This is a genomic window from Hahella sp. CR1 (assembly GCF_029813005.1).
Taxonomy (GTDB): Bacteria; Pseudomonadota; Gammaproteobacteria; order Pseudomonadales; family Oleiphilaceae; genus Hahella.
The window spans coordinates 443,349-458,718 of record NZ_JAPELK010000004.1 but is presented as its reverse complement, the minus strand read 5'-3'; the positions used below and the strand labels follow the sequence as shown (position 1 = coordinate 458,718).

Genomic DNA, 15,370 nt, shown 5'->3' with positions numbered 1-15,370 from the left:
CAGCGCTTAGAGGTTAATATAACCAAGCCGAACCGCCCTCAGGTTAATGTTTGCGCAGATGGATTATTGCAATAATCAGAGGTTGGCCCGCACCTGAGGCTATAATTTCCACAGGACTGGAGGATATCGATGCGTCGCGCCATCAGAGCGTCCGCTATCCCCAATAAACCGACCCACGCCGTCCTGGACATCCGGCGCTGGTCCGAACAGCAGCAACTAAGACAAATAAGCTACTGCGCATTATGGATGTATCTCGCTGGAATCAAATACAAGAACTGTTCGAAGCAATCGCGGACCTATCCACAGAAGAACAACGGGCTTATCTGGATATTCATTGCCAGGACAACGAGCTGAAGAAAGAAGTCCTGCAACTGGTGCAGGCTGATGAGCACGTTGACGACATCCTCCCCAAGCAATATGACATCGCCTCCGCCGAGGCCACACTGGTGCTGCCGAAGATGCACCCCGGCGTCATGGTCGGCCCTTACAAGATCATTCGCAAGATCGGAGAAGGCGGCATGGGCTGGGTGTATAAGGCGGAAGACACGCGACTGGAGCGCTTTGTGGCCCTGAAGTGTCTGGCGCCGGAAGTCGCGACCGACGAACGCGTCCGTTTTCGCCTGATGCAGGAAGCCAAAGCCATATCCCGCCTGGATCATCCAAACGTCTGTGTTATCCACGATGTCGGCGCCATGAGTGACGGCGGCATGTATATCGCCATGCAGTACTATAGCGGCGAGACGCTGGAAAATGCGTTAACCAAAGGCGCGCTGACGCCGGATCAAGTAGTCCGTATCGCCAAGCAGATTGCTTATGGTCTGCAGGCGGCCCATCAACGCGACATCATTCACCGGGATATCAAACCCGCCAACATCCTGCTTTCCGAGGACGGCATCGTCAAAATACTGGATTTCGGCATCGCCAAGCTGTCTGGCGTCGATATCACCTTGGGCGGCGCTCGTATGGGCACCTTGCGCTATATGTCGCCAGAACAGTTGCAAGGTCGCGACATGGGACTGCAGACAGACGTCTGGTCCGTGGCGACGTTGATTTATGAGATGCTGACCGGCAGAGAAATGTTCGACGGCGAAAAATCCTCCACCGTATTACACGCCGTCATGCACGAAGAACCGGACTACAGTCTGGCGGTTTTTCAGGAGTACCCGCTGTTCAAGCGATTATTGACGGCGATGCTGCATAAAAAGCCGGAAAAACGCCTCGACTCCATGGGCAAAGTATTGCAATGGCTCACCACTATTCAGCCTATCGCTCAGGCCGGGGCCAAAAACAGGGCTCGTCAGGATCAGCGCATTGAGAATCAGGAAGCGGTAGTGAAGGAGGAGTTGACGGATTTGTATCTGTTGCGCTTGGCAGCGGCTCTAACCGCCCATGTCGGCCCGGCCGCTCCCAAACTGATTCAGCGTTACGCATCCACGTCAGATAATCGTGAAATTCTGATCAATTCGCTGGTGGGGCATATCAAGCCCCAATACCGGCAAATCGTGAGTCAGCAATTGAAAGAGATAGCGCTCTGAACAGAGCGCCGTGACTAGATTTTAAGCTCTTTCACCAGCCAAGCTTTGGCGAAACGCAGGTCCCTTTCCACTGTGGAGAGGGAAACTTGCAGATATTCTGCGATTTCTTCCTGAGTCATGCCTCCGAAGAAACTCATCTCCACGATGCGCGCCTTGCGCTCATCCACATTGGAGAGTTTTTGCAGGATGTCTTCCAGGTCAAGCAGGTCTGGCTGACTGCCGTCATCGCAAATCTGCGCTTCATGCAGCGTCACCTGAATGTCGTCGCCGCCGCGCTTCTTACGCTTCTGCGCACGGGCATGGTCTACAAGGATGCGACGCATGGTCTGCGCCGCCACGGCGAGAAAGTGAATACGATCGTTCCAGGCGACCTCTGCATCCACCAGGTGCAAATAGGCCTCATTCACCAGCGCGGTGGCCTGCAACATGTGCCCCTGACGCTCGCCCGCCATGTAGCGGCCCGCAATGGTGCGCAGTTCGCCGTGCAGAGATTCGATAATATGATTAAGGGCTTGCGAATCACCGGCCTGCCAGTCGGCCAGTAGCTGAGTTACGTTGCGAGAGCCAGCCATAGTCTTTAGTCCTGCTGAATTCGGGGGAACATGCATTCCCTATGCTGAAGAATCTTGTTTATTCTTCGTATTTTAGGGAGCTGAGGGGCGGCTAGCAAACTAGATTTTCAGACAGCGCGATCCTTCGCGCTAGTTCCACTGCTCGTCAACGGCTTTCAGCAGTTGCGGTTCTTGCCAAGTGAAATTGAATGCGACTTCTTGAATAGCGGCATGCGCGTTTTCTTGCTCGCCGGTTTTCTGGGTAACGGTTTTTTCGCTGCTGTTCTGCATTAGAAATACTTGGAACATCACCATCATTAACGCAAGCAGTGCTGCAAAGATGTGTGCTTTCATTTTCTTTCCCTTAGGCCTGAGGGGCCTTAGTCGTATATCAGGGTCGTTACTGCCTGTTTTCCTCCTAATAAGCGCCCTCAAAAAGAAAAAGCCGTCATCTTTTCGTCATTTTTTATAACAAATCGCCTATGCCCTTTCCTGTTTGTACTCAAGGGCATTGGCGTTCGCAGCAATTAAAGTGATTTGAGCTCCCTCTTTAAAATTTTGCCGGTGGCCGTCATCGGCAGGCTATCGCACACCTCCACCAGGCGCGGGTACTTGTAGGCCGCCATTTTGCTCTTGCACCACTCCCGGATTGCATCCGCGTCGGCGCTGGCGCCTTCTTTCAATATAACGAAGGCTTTGATCTCCTCGCCGTATTGCGAGTCTGGCACGCCCACCACCGCAGCCAAGGACACCGCAGGGTGCGTCAAGATAGTCTCTTCCAGTTCACGGGGATAAACGTTATATCCGCCCCGAATAATCATGTCCTTCAGGCGATCCACGATGAACAGATAGCCGTCTTCATCCATATACCCAATATCGCCAGAGTGAAACCAGCCTTTGCGAATGGCGTCCGCCGTCGCTTCAGGTCGATTCAGATACCCCTTCATTATATTATGCCCACGGATAACAATTTCTCCCCGCTGCCCTCGGGCGACCTCAGCGCCTTTCTCATCGACGATCCTGATATCCACTCCCCAGATTGGCACGCCCACCGAGCCGGGCTTACGAGGACGATCCAGCACATTAAAAGAGGCGACCGGCGACGTTTCGGAGAGGCCGTAACCTTCCAGAATCGGCACCTGAAATTTGGCTTCAAAGCCGCGCAGAATCTCAATGGCCAAAGAAGACCCGCCCGATCCGCATAGCCGTAAGCGGTCGCGAATCCGCACAACCGTGGCTTCGTCCAGCTCAATGCCGTGCAACAACGCCCAATACATGGTGGGAACGCCGCAGAATACGGTAATGTCCTCTTTCACCATGGCGTCCACCACGGCTTTAGGATCAAAACGGGGAATCAGCACCAGTTTATTACTGTTGTAGAAGCCGCCGCACATCTGCACCGTCTGTCCAAATGTGTGAAACAACGGCAACGCCACCAGCTGGTTATCATCGAGGCGCGCTTCGCTGAGCCGGGCGAATTGCGCCACATTCAGGAAAATATTAGCGTGAGTCAGCTCAGCGCCTTTGGGTTTACCAGTAGTGCCGGAGGTATATAGAACCACGACGGTGTCATCCGCCTGAGTCACAATATCCGGCGCCGGTACATCACCCGACAGAAGCTCATCAAAAAACGCGGGGATGTCGCTTTTTACCAATCCCGCTCCGCTGGGAATCAACCAAAAGCGCTCACACTCGGCGACAGCATGATAGGCCGCCACGCCTCTTGGTCCCAACGGCAGGTCAGCGACGCCTTCGAAACAGATATAGGCCTTGGCTTGCGAATCGCGCAGGTGATAGGCGATTTCATCTTCGCTGAGTAACACATTTAACGGAACCGCTACCGCACCGGCTTTGACGATGCCGAAGTAAGCGACAGGAAAAAAATGGAGATTAGGACAGCTTAGCGCCACCCGGTCGCCGGGCTGAATGCCCGCCGCCAGCAAATTATTGGCGACCTGATTCGTCATATGTTCGACCTGGTCGTAGGTCAGGCGAACGGCTCCGCACACCAGCGCCTCCTTTTGAGGATGACGTTTGGCGCTCTCAGTAAGAATAGTGGCTAAATTCAACATGGATTCCCTCCGCAAGTATTATTCTTGTATAGGCAGATGTTTATTCATCATAGTCCGGGCCGCCGCTTACGAAAACAGCCGGTCAGGACAAAAACTGGGTCAGTCCGCCTTATTCGAGACACGCATCCTGCCCTGTCTGAACAAGCCGCGAAACCCATCCATGCGTAACGAGGACGATATGATTACCGCCATCAAGCGTCTAACGTTAACGGTCTTATTAATGACCCTGTCCGCCTGCGCCTCCGTTGGCTACCACCCGGCAGAATCGCCAGCGACGCCTTTGCCCCTACCCTGCGCCGACGATTGGAGCCAATTTCAGCAGGCAGTCTCTCGTCAGCATACATTTGACGGACAAGACTGGCCGGTTCCCGATTACGAATACCTGCGCATGGACCGCACATTGTCGCTCCTGAGCAAGAGTACGTTGGATACAGAACAAAGACGTGACTGGGTTGCTCGCGACTACGCCAAAGGCCGCCTTGCCAGACACATGGAAAACCAGCGCCTTTTTCAACCGCTTTCTCTCGATTCGCTGGAAAGCTGCCTGCATCAGCAAGCTGATCAATTAGTCGGCCAACCCGCATTCTGGCGTCATCTGCAGACCCTGAGTTATCCAGAGGATTACATCAGTCTACACCGATGGCTGGGATTATCCGCCGTATTGCAACCACTAATCAGCTGGCGTGTTGACGTTTTGAATGACGAGGTGACTGCGGCGTATCAACATTATCAGCCAACAGGTGAATGGCGACGTTACATACCGGCCACCCGGGTCAGCGCGCCGCCAGTCAATTTCCCATTACCCAAGGACAACCTAGGATTACCCTCACTTTCCGAGCAGGAATGGCGGCGCCTATTCGCTTACTACAGCCCGGATCTGGTAGTCGAAACGCGAGGCGACTTCGATATCCCCGGACGCCCAGTTCACGAAGGGCAAAGCTGGACCACTGATGCGACGCCCACCGCCTATACGCGGGTCTCGCAGACTTACTGGCAAGGACAGTGGCTGCCGCAGCTTGTCTACGTTTTCTGGTTTAACAGCCGCCCCAAAACCAGCCCCTTCGACATTCTGGGAGGAACCCTGGACGGCCTGATGTGGCGAGTGACGCTGGACCCACAAGGCGTCCCTCTGTTCTTTGACAGCGTGCATCCCTGTGGTTGCTATCATAAGTGGTATCCCGTTCAGCCCAACATTCGCTTTGCTGGCGCGCCGCCAGGCGATGAACGCCTGATCATCTTACCGCCCCCGCCCGAGCTAATCTCCGAGACGCCCGTCCTACGCTTAAGCTCAGGCGCGCATTATGTCGTAGGACTGGAGCACCGTCCCCGCGAGAATATTCCAGAGAAAGCCCCGGCTTATCTATTACAGGATTACAACGCTCTGCGCCTGATGCGCGACGGCGATACATGGCTAAGTCTGTTCCAACCTGATGGTTTAGTAGAAGGGACAGAGCGACTGGAGCGATTTCTGATTTGGAATATGGGCGTCCCTTCCGCAGGGGCCATGCGACAATGGGGACATCACGCCGTCGCCTTCGCCAGCCGTCGCCATCTGGATGACCCGCTGCTGTTTCAGCGCTACTTCACCACGGAAAACAGGTTTAACCCGGATAAAACGTATGCACCACCACTTCCGGCGGACAATTAAAGCGCACCGGCAATAACGAACTGCCGGCGCCGGTGCTGGTGTAGCCATCCATATCACGCCAGCGCCAGTTTCCTCTGCCGACAAAGCGAGGACAATCCGAGTCGAGCGTAATCGCCGTTCCGCCAGGCAGACACACCTGGCCTCCGTGGGTATGACCGCACAACATGAGATCAATGCCCGCGTGCGCCGCCTGTTTGAAAATTTCCGGCGTATGCGACAACAACAGAGTATAGCGGGACATATCCAGGCCCTGCGCCGCCATCTGCAGATTGTCCACGCGATAGTAGTGAGGATCGTCCACGCCCACGATCTGGATTTTCTCTCCTTCTCTCTCAATCAGCGCAGACTCGTTCATCAGCATGCGATAGCCCATATCCTCCAGAGGCGGCAGCATGCGGATACTGTCGTGGTTGCCGAAAATGGCGTAAGCCTCGCCCCGCAGTCGTTCACGCAGACGTCGCATTCCCTCCAGAGCACCCTCTTCGGGACCATAGGTCTGCGCCCGATAATCGCCGGTGATCACACAGAGGTCATATTCCAGGCTACCGGTAATCTCCAATAATCTGGCGGTGATCGCTTCATCCATATCCACATGGAGGTCCGTGAGATGCAGCAGGCGAAAGCCCTTGAACACAGCAGGAATCTTCCTGTGCCGCACAGGGTTGTGAGTCACTTGAATGTTTCTGGCGTTGCGTCGCCCCCATTCATACATTCCCGCCAGCTTGAAGGTCCAGCGCATCAGAGTTTGCATGGAGTACCAGTTTTCCGGGTGGAAAAAGTTAATACCTCCACCGCCGAATACCCGTTGGGCATGATCCTGTTCTATTCCCAGGCGCTGACGCGCATGCACAAATCCCAGACGCTGCTCCAGCCTCGTCAGTAAATCCGCGTCATCGTGTATTTCAGTTTCTGGAATGGAGCGGGCAAGCGTCCGGTTCACATCGCTCATGAAAAATAGTGATCCTTTGGGTTGATCCGCCATCGGCCGGATAACTTATGACCAATGTGAACTAAGCATAGTCGAGAAAGGGCAAAAAATTCGCCTGCAAGGGGCATTTCGTCTGGGCTCGCGTCTCCGATGGAGTTAAGCTACCCGCATTCCAATGCTAATAGTACTTATGACCGATTAGATTATTACAACAGACAAAGACAAGACCATCACGCTGGAGACATCATGAAAGTATTGGTAACCGGAGCAAACGGACATATCGGCTCCCACGTGGTAAGGCAACTACTCGACCAAAACCATGAAGTACGCGCCTTTGTGCGCAAAAGCTCAGATTTGCGCGGGCTCAACGGACTCAAGCCAGAGTTCGCCTACGGCGACGTCAAAGACCCCACCGCCGTGGAAGCCGCCGCCGAAGGTTGCGACGCCATCATTCATATGGCCGCGGTGTACAAAACCATCGCCAAGTCCGTCGAGGAAATCGTCGAACCGGCGCTGCAAGGCGCGGAAAATGTATTCAAGGCCGCCCACAAACACGGCGTCAAGCGTGTGGTATACACCAGCTCCGTGGCCTCCATCGGTTTTTCCTATGATCCGCATGCATTACGCAGCGGAGAGGACTGGAACGACGACGCGCAAAACGCCTACTACGTCGCCAAGACCCGCAGCGAAAAAGCCGCGCAGAAACTAGCCCGCGAATATGACATCCACCTGGTGGTCATCTGCCCCGCTATCGTGTTAGGCCCGAACGACTATCGCATCACTCCTTCCAACCAGTTAGTGATGGATTGGTTGAACGGCTTCGGGCAAACCTACCCTGGCGGATTAAACCTGGTTGACGTACGCGACGTCGCCGCCGCTCATGTCGCCGCGTTAAGCAAAGGGGAAAACTGCAAACGTTACGTCGTGGGCGGAGAGAATATCGAAGTTAAAGAAATTGGCGCGGCCTTGAAACGCCTCACTGGCGTCAAACCGATCCATCTGCCGACTGGCCGCGGCCTCACTCTGACATTCGCCCGCGTGGTGGAGACATTGTGCAAGCTGCTGCACATCAAACCGCCATTTACCTACGATCTGGTCTACGAGGTTGTGGGTCGCTATGCGTACTATGATTGCAGCGAGGCGGCCAAAGATTTGGGAGTCAAACCTCGTGATGCGGAAGAGACACTGAAGGACTGTATCGCCTGGCTGCTGTCCCAGAACAAACTGAAACCTCGCATCGCCGCCAAAGTGGCGCCGAAAATCCCCACCCATCCGGCTTCCGCCTAAGACGAACCTGTGGCAAGCCCGTATAGCCTGTGACAATCCCGTATAGAAAGTAAGGCTGCCACGGCCTTACTTCCTTTCAGCTCATCAGCCTCTACCGCGCATCATTTTGGTTAAATTTTAAGCTTTATAGCAACACTATATATAGTGGACGCCTGATAGACGTATTTTTACTATGCAACCTTGCTGTCATATTCCCCGTCAGCCCAGAAATGCGGCGGCCAAAGGTCTGATAAACGCCTTCCACAGGCCTTTACCTACGCTAAAATGATTTTTTTCACAAGCCTTCACATCACATTATATAGTGCTATACTTTGCGGAAATCGCCATATATAGGGTCAGAGCCGCTAACAGCCCGCATTCTGACAGTCAAGTCTCCGATGGGAGTCTCTACCCGTAAAATGGCGCGTTCTCTCCAGGGCCGCAAAGGCCCGGACATACACAGAACTTCATCGGACACCAGGTTTTTCACAACCTGCCGCACAAGTAAGGTGCACAACATATTGTGGTCGCCAGTTTTTGTAACGCAACACAGGAAGTTTACCTTGCGAATCAGTCGTATCTCGCAGCGCTATCTGAAATTGGCGGTCTGACCAACAACACTGCAGTTTTAAAATAAACCTTGTTCGGGGTTAGAAGATTTGAGGGATATTATGAACGCCAAAGTCCAGCAGCTTATCGCGCCTATTGATATGCAGCCCGCTTCCGTCGATATCTGGGAAACCAAATACCAACTGAAAACCAAGTCTGGAAGCCCTGTGGACAAAGACATCCTGGGTACTTACGAACGCGTCGCCAAGGCGCTGTCCTCCGTGGAAGCCGACAGCATACGCGAGAAGGTGCTGGCGGACTTCGTATGGGCGCTGGAAAACGGAGCCATTCCAGCCGGTCGCATCATGTCCAACGCTGGAGCGGAAGAACACAAGCCCGCCACGTCCACGATCAACTGCACCGTATCCGGCAGCATCATGGATTCAATGGACGATATCCTGCTGAAAAACCACGAAGCCGGCCTCACCCTCAAGGCTGGCTGCGGCATTGGTTATGAATTCTCCACACTGCGTCCGAAAGGCGCGTATGTGGCCGGCGCCGGCGCCACCACTTCCGGCCCATTGTCGTTCATGGATATCTTCGACAAGATGTGCTTCACCGTCTCCTCCGCCGGCGGACGCCGCGGCGCGCAGATGGCCACTTTCGACGTGCATCACCCGGACGTCTTTGATTTCGTTCGCGCCAAGCGCGAAGACGGTCGCCTACGTCAGTTCAACCTGTCCCTGCTGATCACTGAAGACTTCATCAAAGCGGTTCAAAACGACGAAGATTGGCGTTTCTCCTTCCCCATCACTCGCAAAGAAGCGGAAGAAGACAACATTGACGTCAACGACGAAACTCAATACCTGTATCGCGACTTCCCGGTAAAAGACGGCTATATGACGGATGAAAGCGGCCGCGTCGCCTGCCGTATTTACCGAACAGTTAAAGCGCGTTCTATTTGGGACGCCATCATGACGTCCACTTATGACTTCGCCGAGCCAGGCTTCATCCTGATCGACAAAGTCAATGAAATGAACAACAACTGGTTCTGCGAGAACATTCGCGCCACCAACCCCTGCGGCGAACAGCCTCTGCCGCCTTACGGCAGCTGTCTGCTGGGCTCAGTGAACCTGACCAAGTTCGTGGAATATCCGTTCACTGAAAACGCCAAGTTCAACTTCGACAAGTATCGCAAGGTCGTGGCCATTTTCACCCGCATGCTGGATAACGTGGTGGAGATCAACGGCCTGCCGCTGGAAGGTCAGCGTCACGAAATTCAGTATAAGCGCCGCCACGGCATGGGCATTCTGGGCCTGGGCTCCACGCTGGCCATGTTGCGCATGCCTTACGGTTCAGACGAATCCGTCAGCTTCACTGAAGAAGTATGCCGCGAGATGGCGCTGGAAGGCTGGCGCCAAGGTTTGGAGCTGGCGAAAGAAAAAGGCCCGGCTCCTATCATGGAAGACACTTTTGTCGTCACCGAAGAAATGCTGCGCCTGCGTCCGGAAATGGCGAAAGACGGCCTGAAAGCCGGCGACAAACTGAAAGGTAAAGTGCTGCACGCCAAGTACAGCCGCTACATGCAGCGCGTTGCGGAAGCTGATCCCAAGCTGGTCGACGCACTGGCTAAAAAAGGCGCGCGCTTCACGCACCATACGTCCATTGCTCCTACTGGCACCATTTCCCTGTCACTTGCCAACAACGCCAGCAACGGCATTGAGCCCAGCTTCGCCCATCACTATTCCCGTAACGTGATTCGCCAGGGCAAGAAGACCAAAGAGAAAATGGACGTATTCTCCTATGAGCTGCTGGCGTATCGCCACCTGGTCAATCCCAAAGCCATGCCATTCTCAGAGGACGCCGAAGCGCAATTGCCTGCGTACTTCACCACCAGTGACGACGTGACGCCCAAGCAGCACGTGGATATTCAGGCGGCGGCGCAACTGTGGGTGGACTCTTCCATCTCCAAAACCGCCAATGTCCCGACCGACTTCCCATATGGGGAGTTCAAGGACATTTACATGTACGCCTACGAAAAAGGCCTGAAAGGCTGCACCACCTTCCGCTTCAACCCGGAAGCCTTCCAGGGCGTATTGGTCAAAGAGAAAGACCTGGAGAACACCTTTTACGAGTTCACCACCGAAGATGGCCAAACCATTAAACTGAAAGGCAACGAAGAAGTTGAGTATGACGGTGAAACCCACACCGCCGCCAACCTGTTCGACGCCTTGAAAGAAGGCACTTACGGAAAATACTGAGGCGAAGTCCTGGCGATTTCGTAAAATCGCCGGGTTTCTCCATAGAAAATGTTAAAAATGGGCGCATAATATGCGCCTGCAGCTAGGTTTTCCCGGGAAAACCTGAGCAAAGCCACCGTACACAAGGGTATACAGTCATGGCTGTTAAAATTGAAAAGAAAATTGTCGGCTACAAAGTTCACAAGCCCAGTGACGTTGCGCCGGCGAGCGAACCGGTTCAGGAGCAACCACAGCCGGTTGAAATGAATGAAAAAATCGAGCGCCCGGATTTCCTTCTCGGCACGACGTACAAGATCAAACCCCCGGTGTCGGAGCATGCGTTTTATATCACCATCAACGACATCCTGTTGAATGAAGGCACCGACCACGAAGCTCGTCGTCCGTATGAAATCTTCATCAACTCCAAATCCATGGAACACTTTCAGTGGGTTATCGCACTGACGCGGGTTATCTCCGCCGTGTTCCGCAAAGGCGGCGACATTACCTTCCTGCTGGAAGAGCTGCTGTCCGTGCATGATCCCAGCGGCGGCTACTACAAGAAAGGTGGCATTTTTGTCCCCTCCCTGGTGGCGGAAATCGGCGCAGTCATTGAAAAGCACATGAAAGCGCTGGGCATTATCGAGTCCGAGGAAATGAGCGACGCTCATAAACGCATGATCGCGGAGAAACGCGCAGAGTACGAGGCGCGGCAGAAAAATGAAGCGAGTGCGGATGGCTCCGCCTTCCCTACAAACGCGACAATGTGTAAGAAATGCAGCCAAAAATCCGTGATCTTGATGGATGGATGCCAAACCTGTCTCAATTGTGGCGACAGTAAGTGCGGCTGAACAACTGTTAATAAAGTTGTTATGAAATCAATGTCAAAATAGGAGGGTGAGTCCCTCCTTTTTTCGTTTTTGGAAACGGTGGACCGAGATTTGCAAGATAACTAAATCCAAGTAGACTAACGCCCTACACAACTTCAAGGAGAATATATGATTAAAAAGTGCCTGTTTCCGGTAGCGGGTTATGGAACCCGATTCCTGCCCGCCACCAAAGCCATGCCTAAAGAAATGCTGCCTGTCGTAAGCAAACCACTGGTTCAGTACGGCGTAGAAGAAGCAGTCGCCGCCGGCATGAACTCTTTCGGTTTTGTTACCGGCCGGGGTAAGCGGGCCATTGCGGACCACTTTGATATTTCTTATGAGCTGGAACAACAGATCAAGGGAACCGGTAAGGAAGAGCTTCTCTCCAGCATTCGCAGCCTGATAAATAACAATAAATTCTCATTCACCCGCCAAAATGAAATGAAAGGTTTAGGACACGCTATTCTTTCCGGACAGACTCTGATCGGCGACGAGCCGTTCGCAGTCGTACTTGCAGACGACCTCTGCATGGTGGAAGAAGGCGAAGACAGCGTGCTGGCCCAGATGACCAAGCTGTACAATCAATTCCGTTGCAGCATTGTGGCCATCCAGGAAGTTCCACACGACGAAGTTCATAAGTATGGCGTCATCGCTGGCGACCCAATGAAAGAAGGCCTGTTCCGCGTCACAGACATGGTGGAGAAGCCACCCGTCGACCAGGCTCCGTCCAACTACGCCATTATCGGCCGCTATATTCTGACGCCGGATATTTTCGACATCATCCGCGACACAGAGCCCGGCAAGAACGGCGAAGTTCAAGTGACCGACGCACTGCTGAAGCAAGCCAAAGACGGCTGCGTGCTGGCGTATAAGTTCAAGGGACGTCGTTTCGACTGCGGCAGCATCGATGGCTTTGTTGAAGCCACCAACTATGTCTACGAAAACGTGTACAAAAAAGGCCTGATGTAATTCATCACCTTTTTCCATGCACCAAAAAAGCGCCTAAATGGGCGCTTTTTTATTTGGGGCGCCCTGCCATCTAGAACAGAGCATACAGACAAAGACAATAGACGCGAACTGAGGGAAGCATCATTCTCCGCTATTCATTAACTGCAGGATAAAGCGCTTTTTATCTTCGTCACTGGCGCGAAAGCGTTTCAGCAACAACCGCTCCGTCGAGTCGGGCAATGCCTCTTCCATCACTTTGGTCAGGCGCTCAATGACCGTATCCAAATCCCCATCCTCGCCCAACTCAAAACCGGGTAAGTCCAACTGAGGATTGGTTTTTTCGTTCTGATCAAAGTCCAGCAGCGCATCCAGGGAAACGCCCGTCTTTACGCAAAGGTCAAACAGATTATCGATAGAAGGGAAACAACGCTGGGATTCAATAGGATTTTCCCAACCAGCCACAACCGTGACATCCACCTGACAAAAGGTAGCGATGTCCTCAAGGGTAAGCTTTTTCTTGTGCCGAAAATCCCGAAGGCGCTGATAGAAGGTTCGAAGATACTTCATGCCCCGCTCCGTGACTGGTTTTCGGCAATCGTATCACTAAAAAGTCAATACAAACCAGCCATTCAGACGCCACAAGGGCCGTGGACAGCAAACTATTTTTGAATAATTTGAGAAACTAAAAAAAATACTGACAAAGAAGGGAATTGGTAGGACCGACCAGATTCGAACTGGTGACCTCCACGATGTCAACGTGGCGCTCTAACCAACTGAGCTACGGTCCTGCTGTCAGCGGGTGCGTAAGATAACAAAGAAGCCTGACCTGAGCAAGCACTTTTATTCATATTACGCACATCCGTTAAATATTTGATTCCTTCCACGAAATACGGCTAAAAAACGTACTCACAAGCCCATGGAGATAAAGGAAATATACTCTACCAGATCTCCACGTTGAATCGTCGTATTTGCTGGCGCTACAGCAAAGCCATCCGCCCAGCTTGCGGAAGACAGCACGCCTGAGCTTTGATTGGGGTGCATTTCCAGCCCCGCCCTTCCCTCATCGTCCACTGAGACTCTCACGCGCAGATATTCCTCACGCCCGCCAGGCCTGGGGATATCAAACAACGCGGGCAGGCGCGCCACCGCAGACGCCCCACTCTCAGCAGCGCCCTGCATCTTCAAAATATAGGGGCGCGCCAGTATGCAAAAAGTCACGAACACTGCGGCAGGGTTACCAGGAAGGCCTAGAAACGGGGTTGCGCCAACCTGACCAAAAGCAAGGGGCTTACCGGGCTTTATGGCCAACCGCCACATATTCAGCTCCCCGTTCGCTTCCACCGCAGCCTTGACATGATCCTCTTCTCCCACCGAAACGCCGCCGCTGGAGATAATCAAATCCGCATCCGCTGCCGCCTGCAATAACGCCCGCTCCGTCGCCTCGTAGGTGTCGGCTATCACGCCAAGATCGATAATCTCGCACTGAAAGCGAGATAACAGGCCACACAGAGTGTAGCGGTTCGAGTTATAAATCTTACCCGCCGGCAGAGGCGCGCCAGGCTCAACCAGCTCATCGCCCGTGGACAACACCGCCACCCGAAGTTTGCGACGCACTTTAACCTGCGCCACGCCTACGGAGGCGATCAGACCCAGGTCCTGCGGAAGCAGCTTCTTACCTGCGCCAACAACAGTCTGTCCTACCTGGATATCCTGACCGGCCTGACGCAGATTATTACCTTGTCGCACCCCAGCGGGAACAACCACGGTCTCGCCTTCCAGCCGACAGTGCTCCTGCATGACGACAGCGGCGGCGCTCTCAGGAATAGCCGCCCCCGTAAAAATGCGCGCCGCAGAGCCCGCTTTTAAGGGGGGCGGACTTTCTCCCGCAGGGATACGCTGAGAAATTGGCAGCGCTATTTCCAACTCCGCCTCGCAGGCCTCTCTGGGAATGGCGTAACCATCCACAGCGCTATTATCCGTTGGAGGGACCATAATGGCCGATACCACATCCTCCGCCAGCACTCTGCCAGCCGCTTCAAGCAGAGGAACAATTTCATCCCCTACGATGGGCTGCGCAGCCGCTTGCAGAATACCCTTGGCGTCCGCGACAGGGCGCAGTCCAGAAGACGGCGCGTCACAACTGTGGCGACTATGCGCCTGAGTATTGGAGGCGCTCATCCGCGAGGTCCGCAGCCGGGCTTCTCAGAGCCCTCAGCAGACTTTCCCGGCTGCTTCAACAAGCCAACAAAGTTACAAGGTTTATGTCGCGCATCCAGTTGTTCGGCGATGATTTTATTCCAAGCGGTTTTACAGGCGTTGGTAGAGCCCGGCATACAGAAAACCACCGTGCCATTAGCCAGCCCGGCGATGGCTCTGGACTGCACAGTAGAGGTGCCAATCTCTTGATAGGAAATGGCGCGAAACAGCTCTCCAAACCCTTCCACTTCTTTATCGAACAGCGGCTTGATCGCTTCCGGGGTACTGTCTCTGCCGGTAAAACCAGTGCCGCCGGTAATCAACACCACCTGCACTTGCGGGTCCGCAATCCAGGCGGAAACCACCGCCCTCATCAGATAGACGTCATCTGGAATCAACGTCCGATCAATAATTTCATGTCCCGCTCCCCGCGCGCCGTCCACAAGAGCCTGTCCGGAGGTATCCGTCTCCTGCGTGCGAGTATCGGAAACGGTCAACACCGCCACATTGAGCGGCATGAACTCGGCTACGATATGCTGTCCCATGATTTTACACCTTGACCATTTGTGTC

At 53.8% G+C, this 15,370-nt stretch carries 13 protein-coding genes and 1 tRNA gene; 6 read left to right on the top strand and 8 right to left on the bottom strand.

Features of this window, described 5'->3' with window-relative positions; translation table 11 throughout:
- The first annotated feature begins 242 nt into the window (after positions 1 to 242).
- Entirely contained in the window at positions 243 to 1,535 is a 1,293-nt protein-coding gene (locus ONV78_RS12705) for a serine/threonine-protein kinase (protein WP_279503515.1), read from the top strand.
- 14 nt (positions 1,536 to 1,549) lie between these two features.
- On the opposite strand, the gene ONV78_RS12700 is transcribed toward ONV78_RS12705, so the two are convergent.
- The 3 genes from ONV78_RS12700 to ONV78_RS12690 form a co-directional block, all read right to left on the bottom strand.
- The gene (locus ONV78_RS12700) at positions 1,550 to 2,107 is read right to left on the bottom strand and encodes a sigma-70 family RNA polymerase sigma factor (protein WP_011398644.1); all 558 of its coding nucleotides are present in this window, start codon (positions 2,105 to 2,107) and stop codon (positions 1,550 to 1,552) included.
- A 129-nt stretch (positions 2,108 to 2,236) separates the two neighbouring features.
- Positions 2,237 to 2,440 (bottom strand): hypothetical protein, encoded by a 204-nt coding sequence (locus ONV78_RS12695; RefSeq protein ID WP_216737224.1) that lies wholly within the window; start codon positions 2,438 to 2,440, stop codon positions 2,237 to 2,239.
- 173 nt (positions 2,441 to 2,613) lie between these two features.
- Positions 2,614 to 4,158 carry a long-chain fatty acid--CoA ligase gene (locus ONV78_RS12690; RefSeq protein WP_279503512.1) on the bottom strand — a complete coding sequence of 515 codons (1,545 nt, stop codon included), beginning with the start codon at positions 4,156 to 4,158 and terminating at the stop codon, positions 2,614 to 2,616.
- Positions 4,159 to 4,318: 160 nt separating this feature from the next.
- Here ONV78_RS12690 and ONV78_RS12685 point away from each other — a divergent pair, with 160 nt between their 5' ends.
- Positions 4,319 to 5,806, top strand: a complete 1,488-nt coding sequence (locus tag ONV78_RS12685) for a hypothetical protein (protein WP_279503510.1) — start codon at positions 4,319 to 4,321, stop codon at positions 5,804 to 5,806.
- Here ONV78_RS12685 and ONV78_RS12680 read toward each other — a convergent pair.
- Complete coding sequence (locus tag ONV78_RS12680) at positions 5,760 to 6,755, bottom strand: metallophosphoesterase (RefSeq protein ID WP_279503508.1); 996 nt, start codon at positions 6,753 to 6,755, stop codon at positions 5,760 to 5,762. The two genes, ONV78_RS12685 and ONV78_RS12680, sit on opposite strands and share 47 nt — an antisense overlap.
- Positions 6,756 to 6,980: 225 nt before the next feature.
- On the opposite strand from ONV78_RS12680, the gene ONV78_RS12675 reads away from it, so the two are divergent.
- The 4 genes from ONV78_RS12675 to galU all read left to right on the top strand — a co-directional run bounded on the left by ONV78_RS12675 (position 6,981) and on the right by galU (position 12,624).
- Positions 6,981 to 8,021 carry an NAD-dependent epimerase/dehydratase family protein gene (locus ONV78_RS12675; protein ID WP_279503506.1) on the top strand — a complete coding sequence of 347 codons (1,041 nt, stop codon included), beginning with the start codon at positions 6,981 to 6,983 and terminating at the stop codon, positions 8,019 to 8,021.
- 650 nt (positions 8,022 to 8,671) lie between these two features.
- Positions 8,672 to 10,810 (top strand): adenosylcobalamin-dependent ribonucleoside-diphosphate reductase, encoded by a 2,139-nt coding sequence (locus tag ONV78_RS12670; protein WP_216737229.1) that lies wholly within the window; start codon positions 8,672 to 8,674, stop codon positions 10,808 to 10,810.
- A gap of 137 nt (positions 10,811 to 10,947) precedes the next feature.
- On the top strand, positions 10,948 to 11,637 hold the full coding sequence (locus ONV78_RS12665) for an NrdJb (RefSeq protein WP_279503505.1): 690 nt from the start codon (positions 10,948 to 10,950) through the stop codon (positions 11,635 to 11,637).
- Positions 11,638 to 11,784: 147 nt separating this feature from the next.
- On the top strand, positions 11,785 to 12,624 hold the full coding sequence (gene galU, locus ONV78_RS12660; RefSeq protein ID WP_127969330.1) for a UTP--glucose-1-phosphate uridylyltransferase GalU: 840 nt from the start codon (positions 11,785 to 11,787) through the stop codon (positions 12,622 to 12,624).
- 120 nt (positions 12,625 to 12,744) lie between these two features.
- Here galU and ONV78_RS12655 read toward each other — a convergent pair whose 3' ends face one another.
- From ONV78_RS12655 to moaB, 4 genes are all read right to left on the bottom strand, one after another.
- Positions 12,745 to 13,170 carry a helix-turn-helix transcriptional regulator gene (locus ONV78_RS12655; protein ID WP_279503504.1) on the bottom strand — a complete coding sequence of 142 codons (426 nt, stop codon included), beginning with the start codon at positions 13,168 to 13,170 and terminating at the stop codon, positions 12,745 to 12,747.
- A 144-nt stretch (positions 13,171 to 13,314) separates the two neighbouring features.
- Positions 13,315 to 13,391 (bottom strand) — tRNA-Val (locus ONV78_RS12650).
- Positions 13,392 to 13,509: 118 nt separating this feature from the next.
- Positions 13,510 to 14,781, bottom strand: coding sequence for a gephyrin-like molybdotransferase Glp (glp, locus tag ONV78_RS12645; RefSeq protein WP_279503503.1), 1,272 nt, complete (start codon positions 14,779 to 14,781; stop codon positions 13,510 to 13,512).
- Complete coding sequence (moaB, locus tag ONV78_RS12640) at positions 14,778 to 15,344, bottom strand: molybdenum cofactor biosynthesis protein B (RefSeq protein WP_216737233.1); 567 nt, start codon at positions 15,342 to 15,344, stop codon at positions 14,778 to 14,780. The genes glp and moaB overlap by 4 nt, the downstream gene beginning before the upstream one ends.
- Between the last annotated feature and the right edge of the window lie 26 nt (positions 15,345 to 15,370).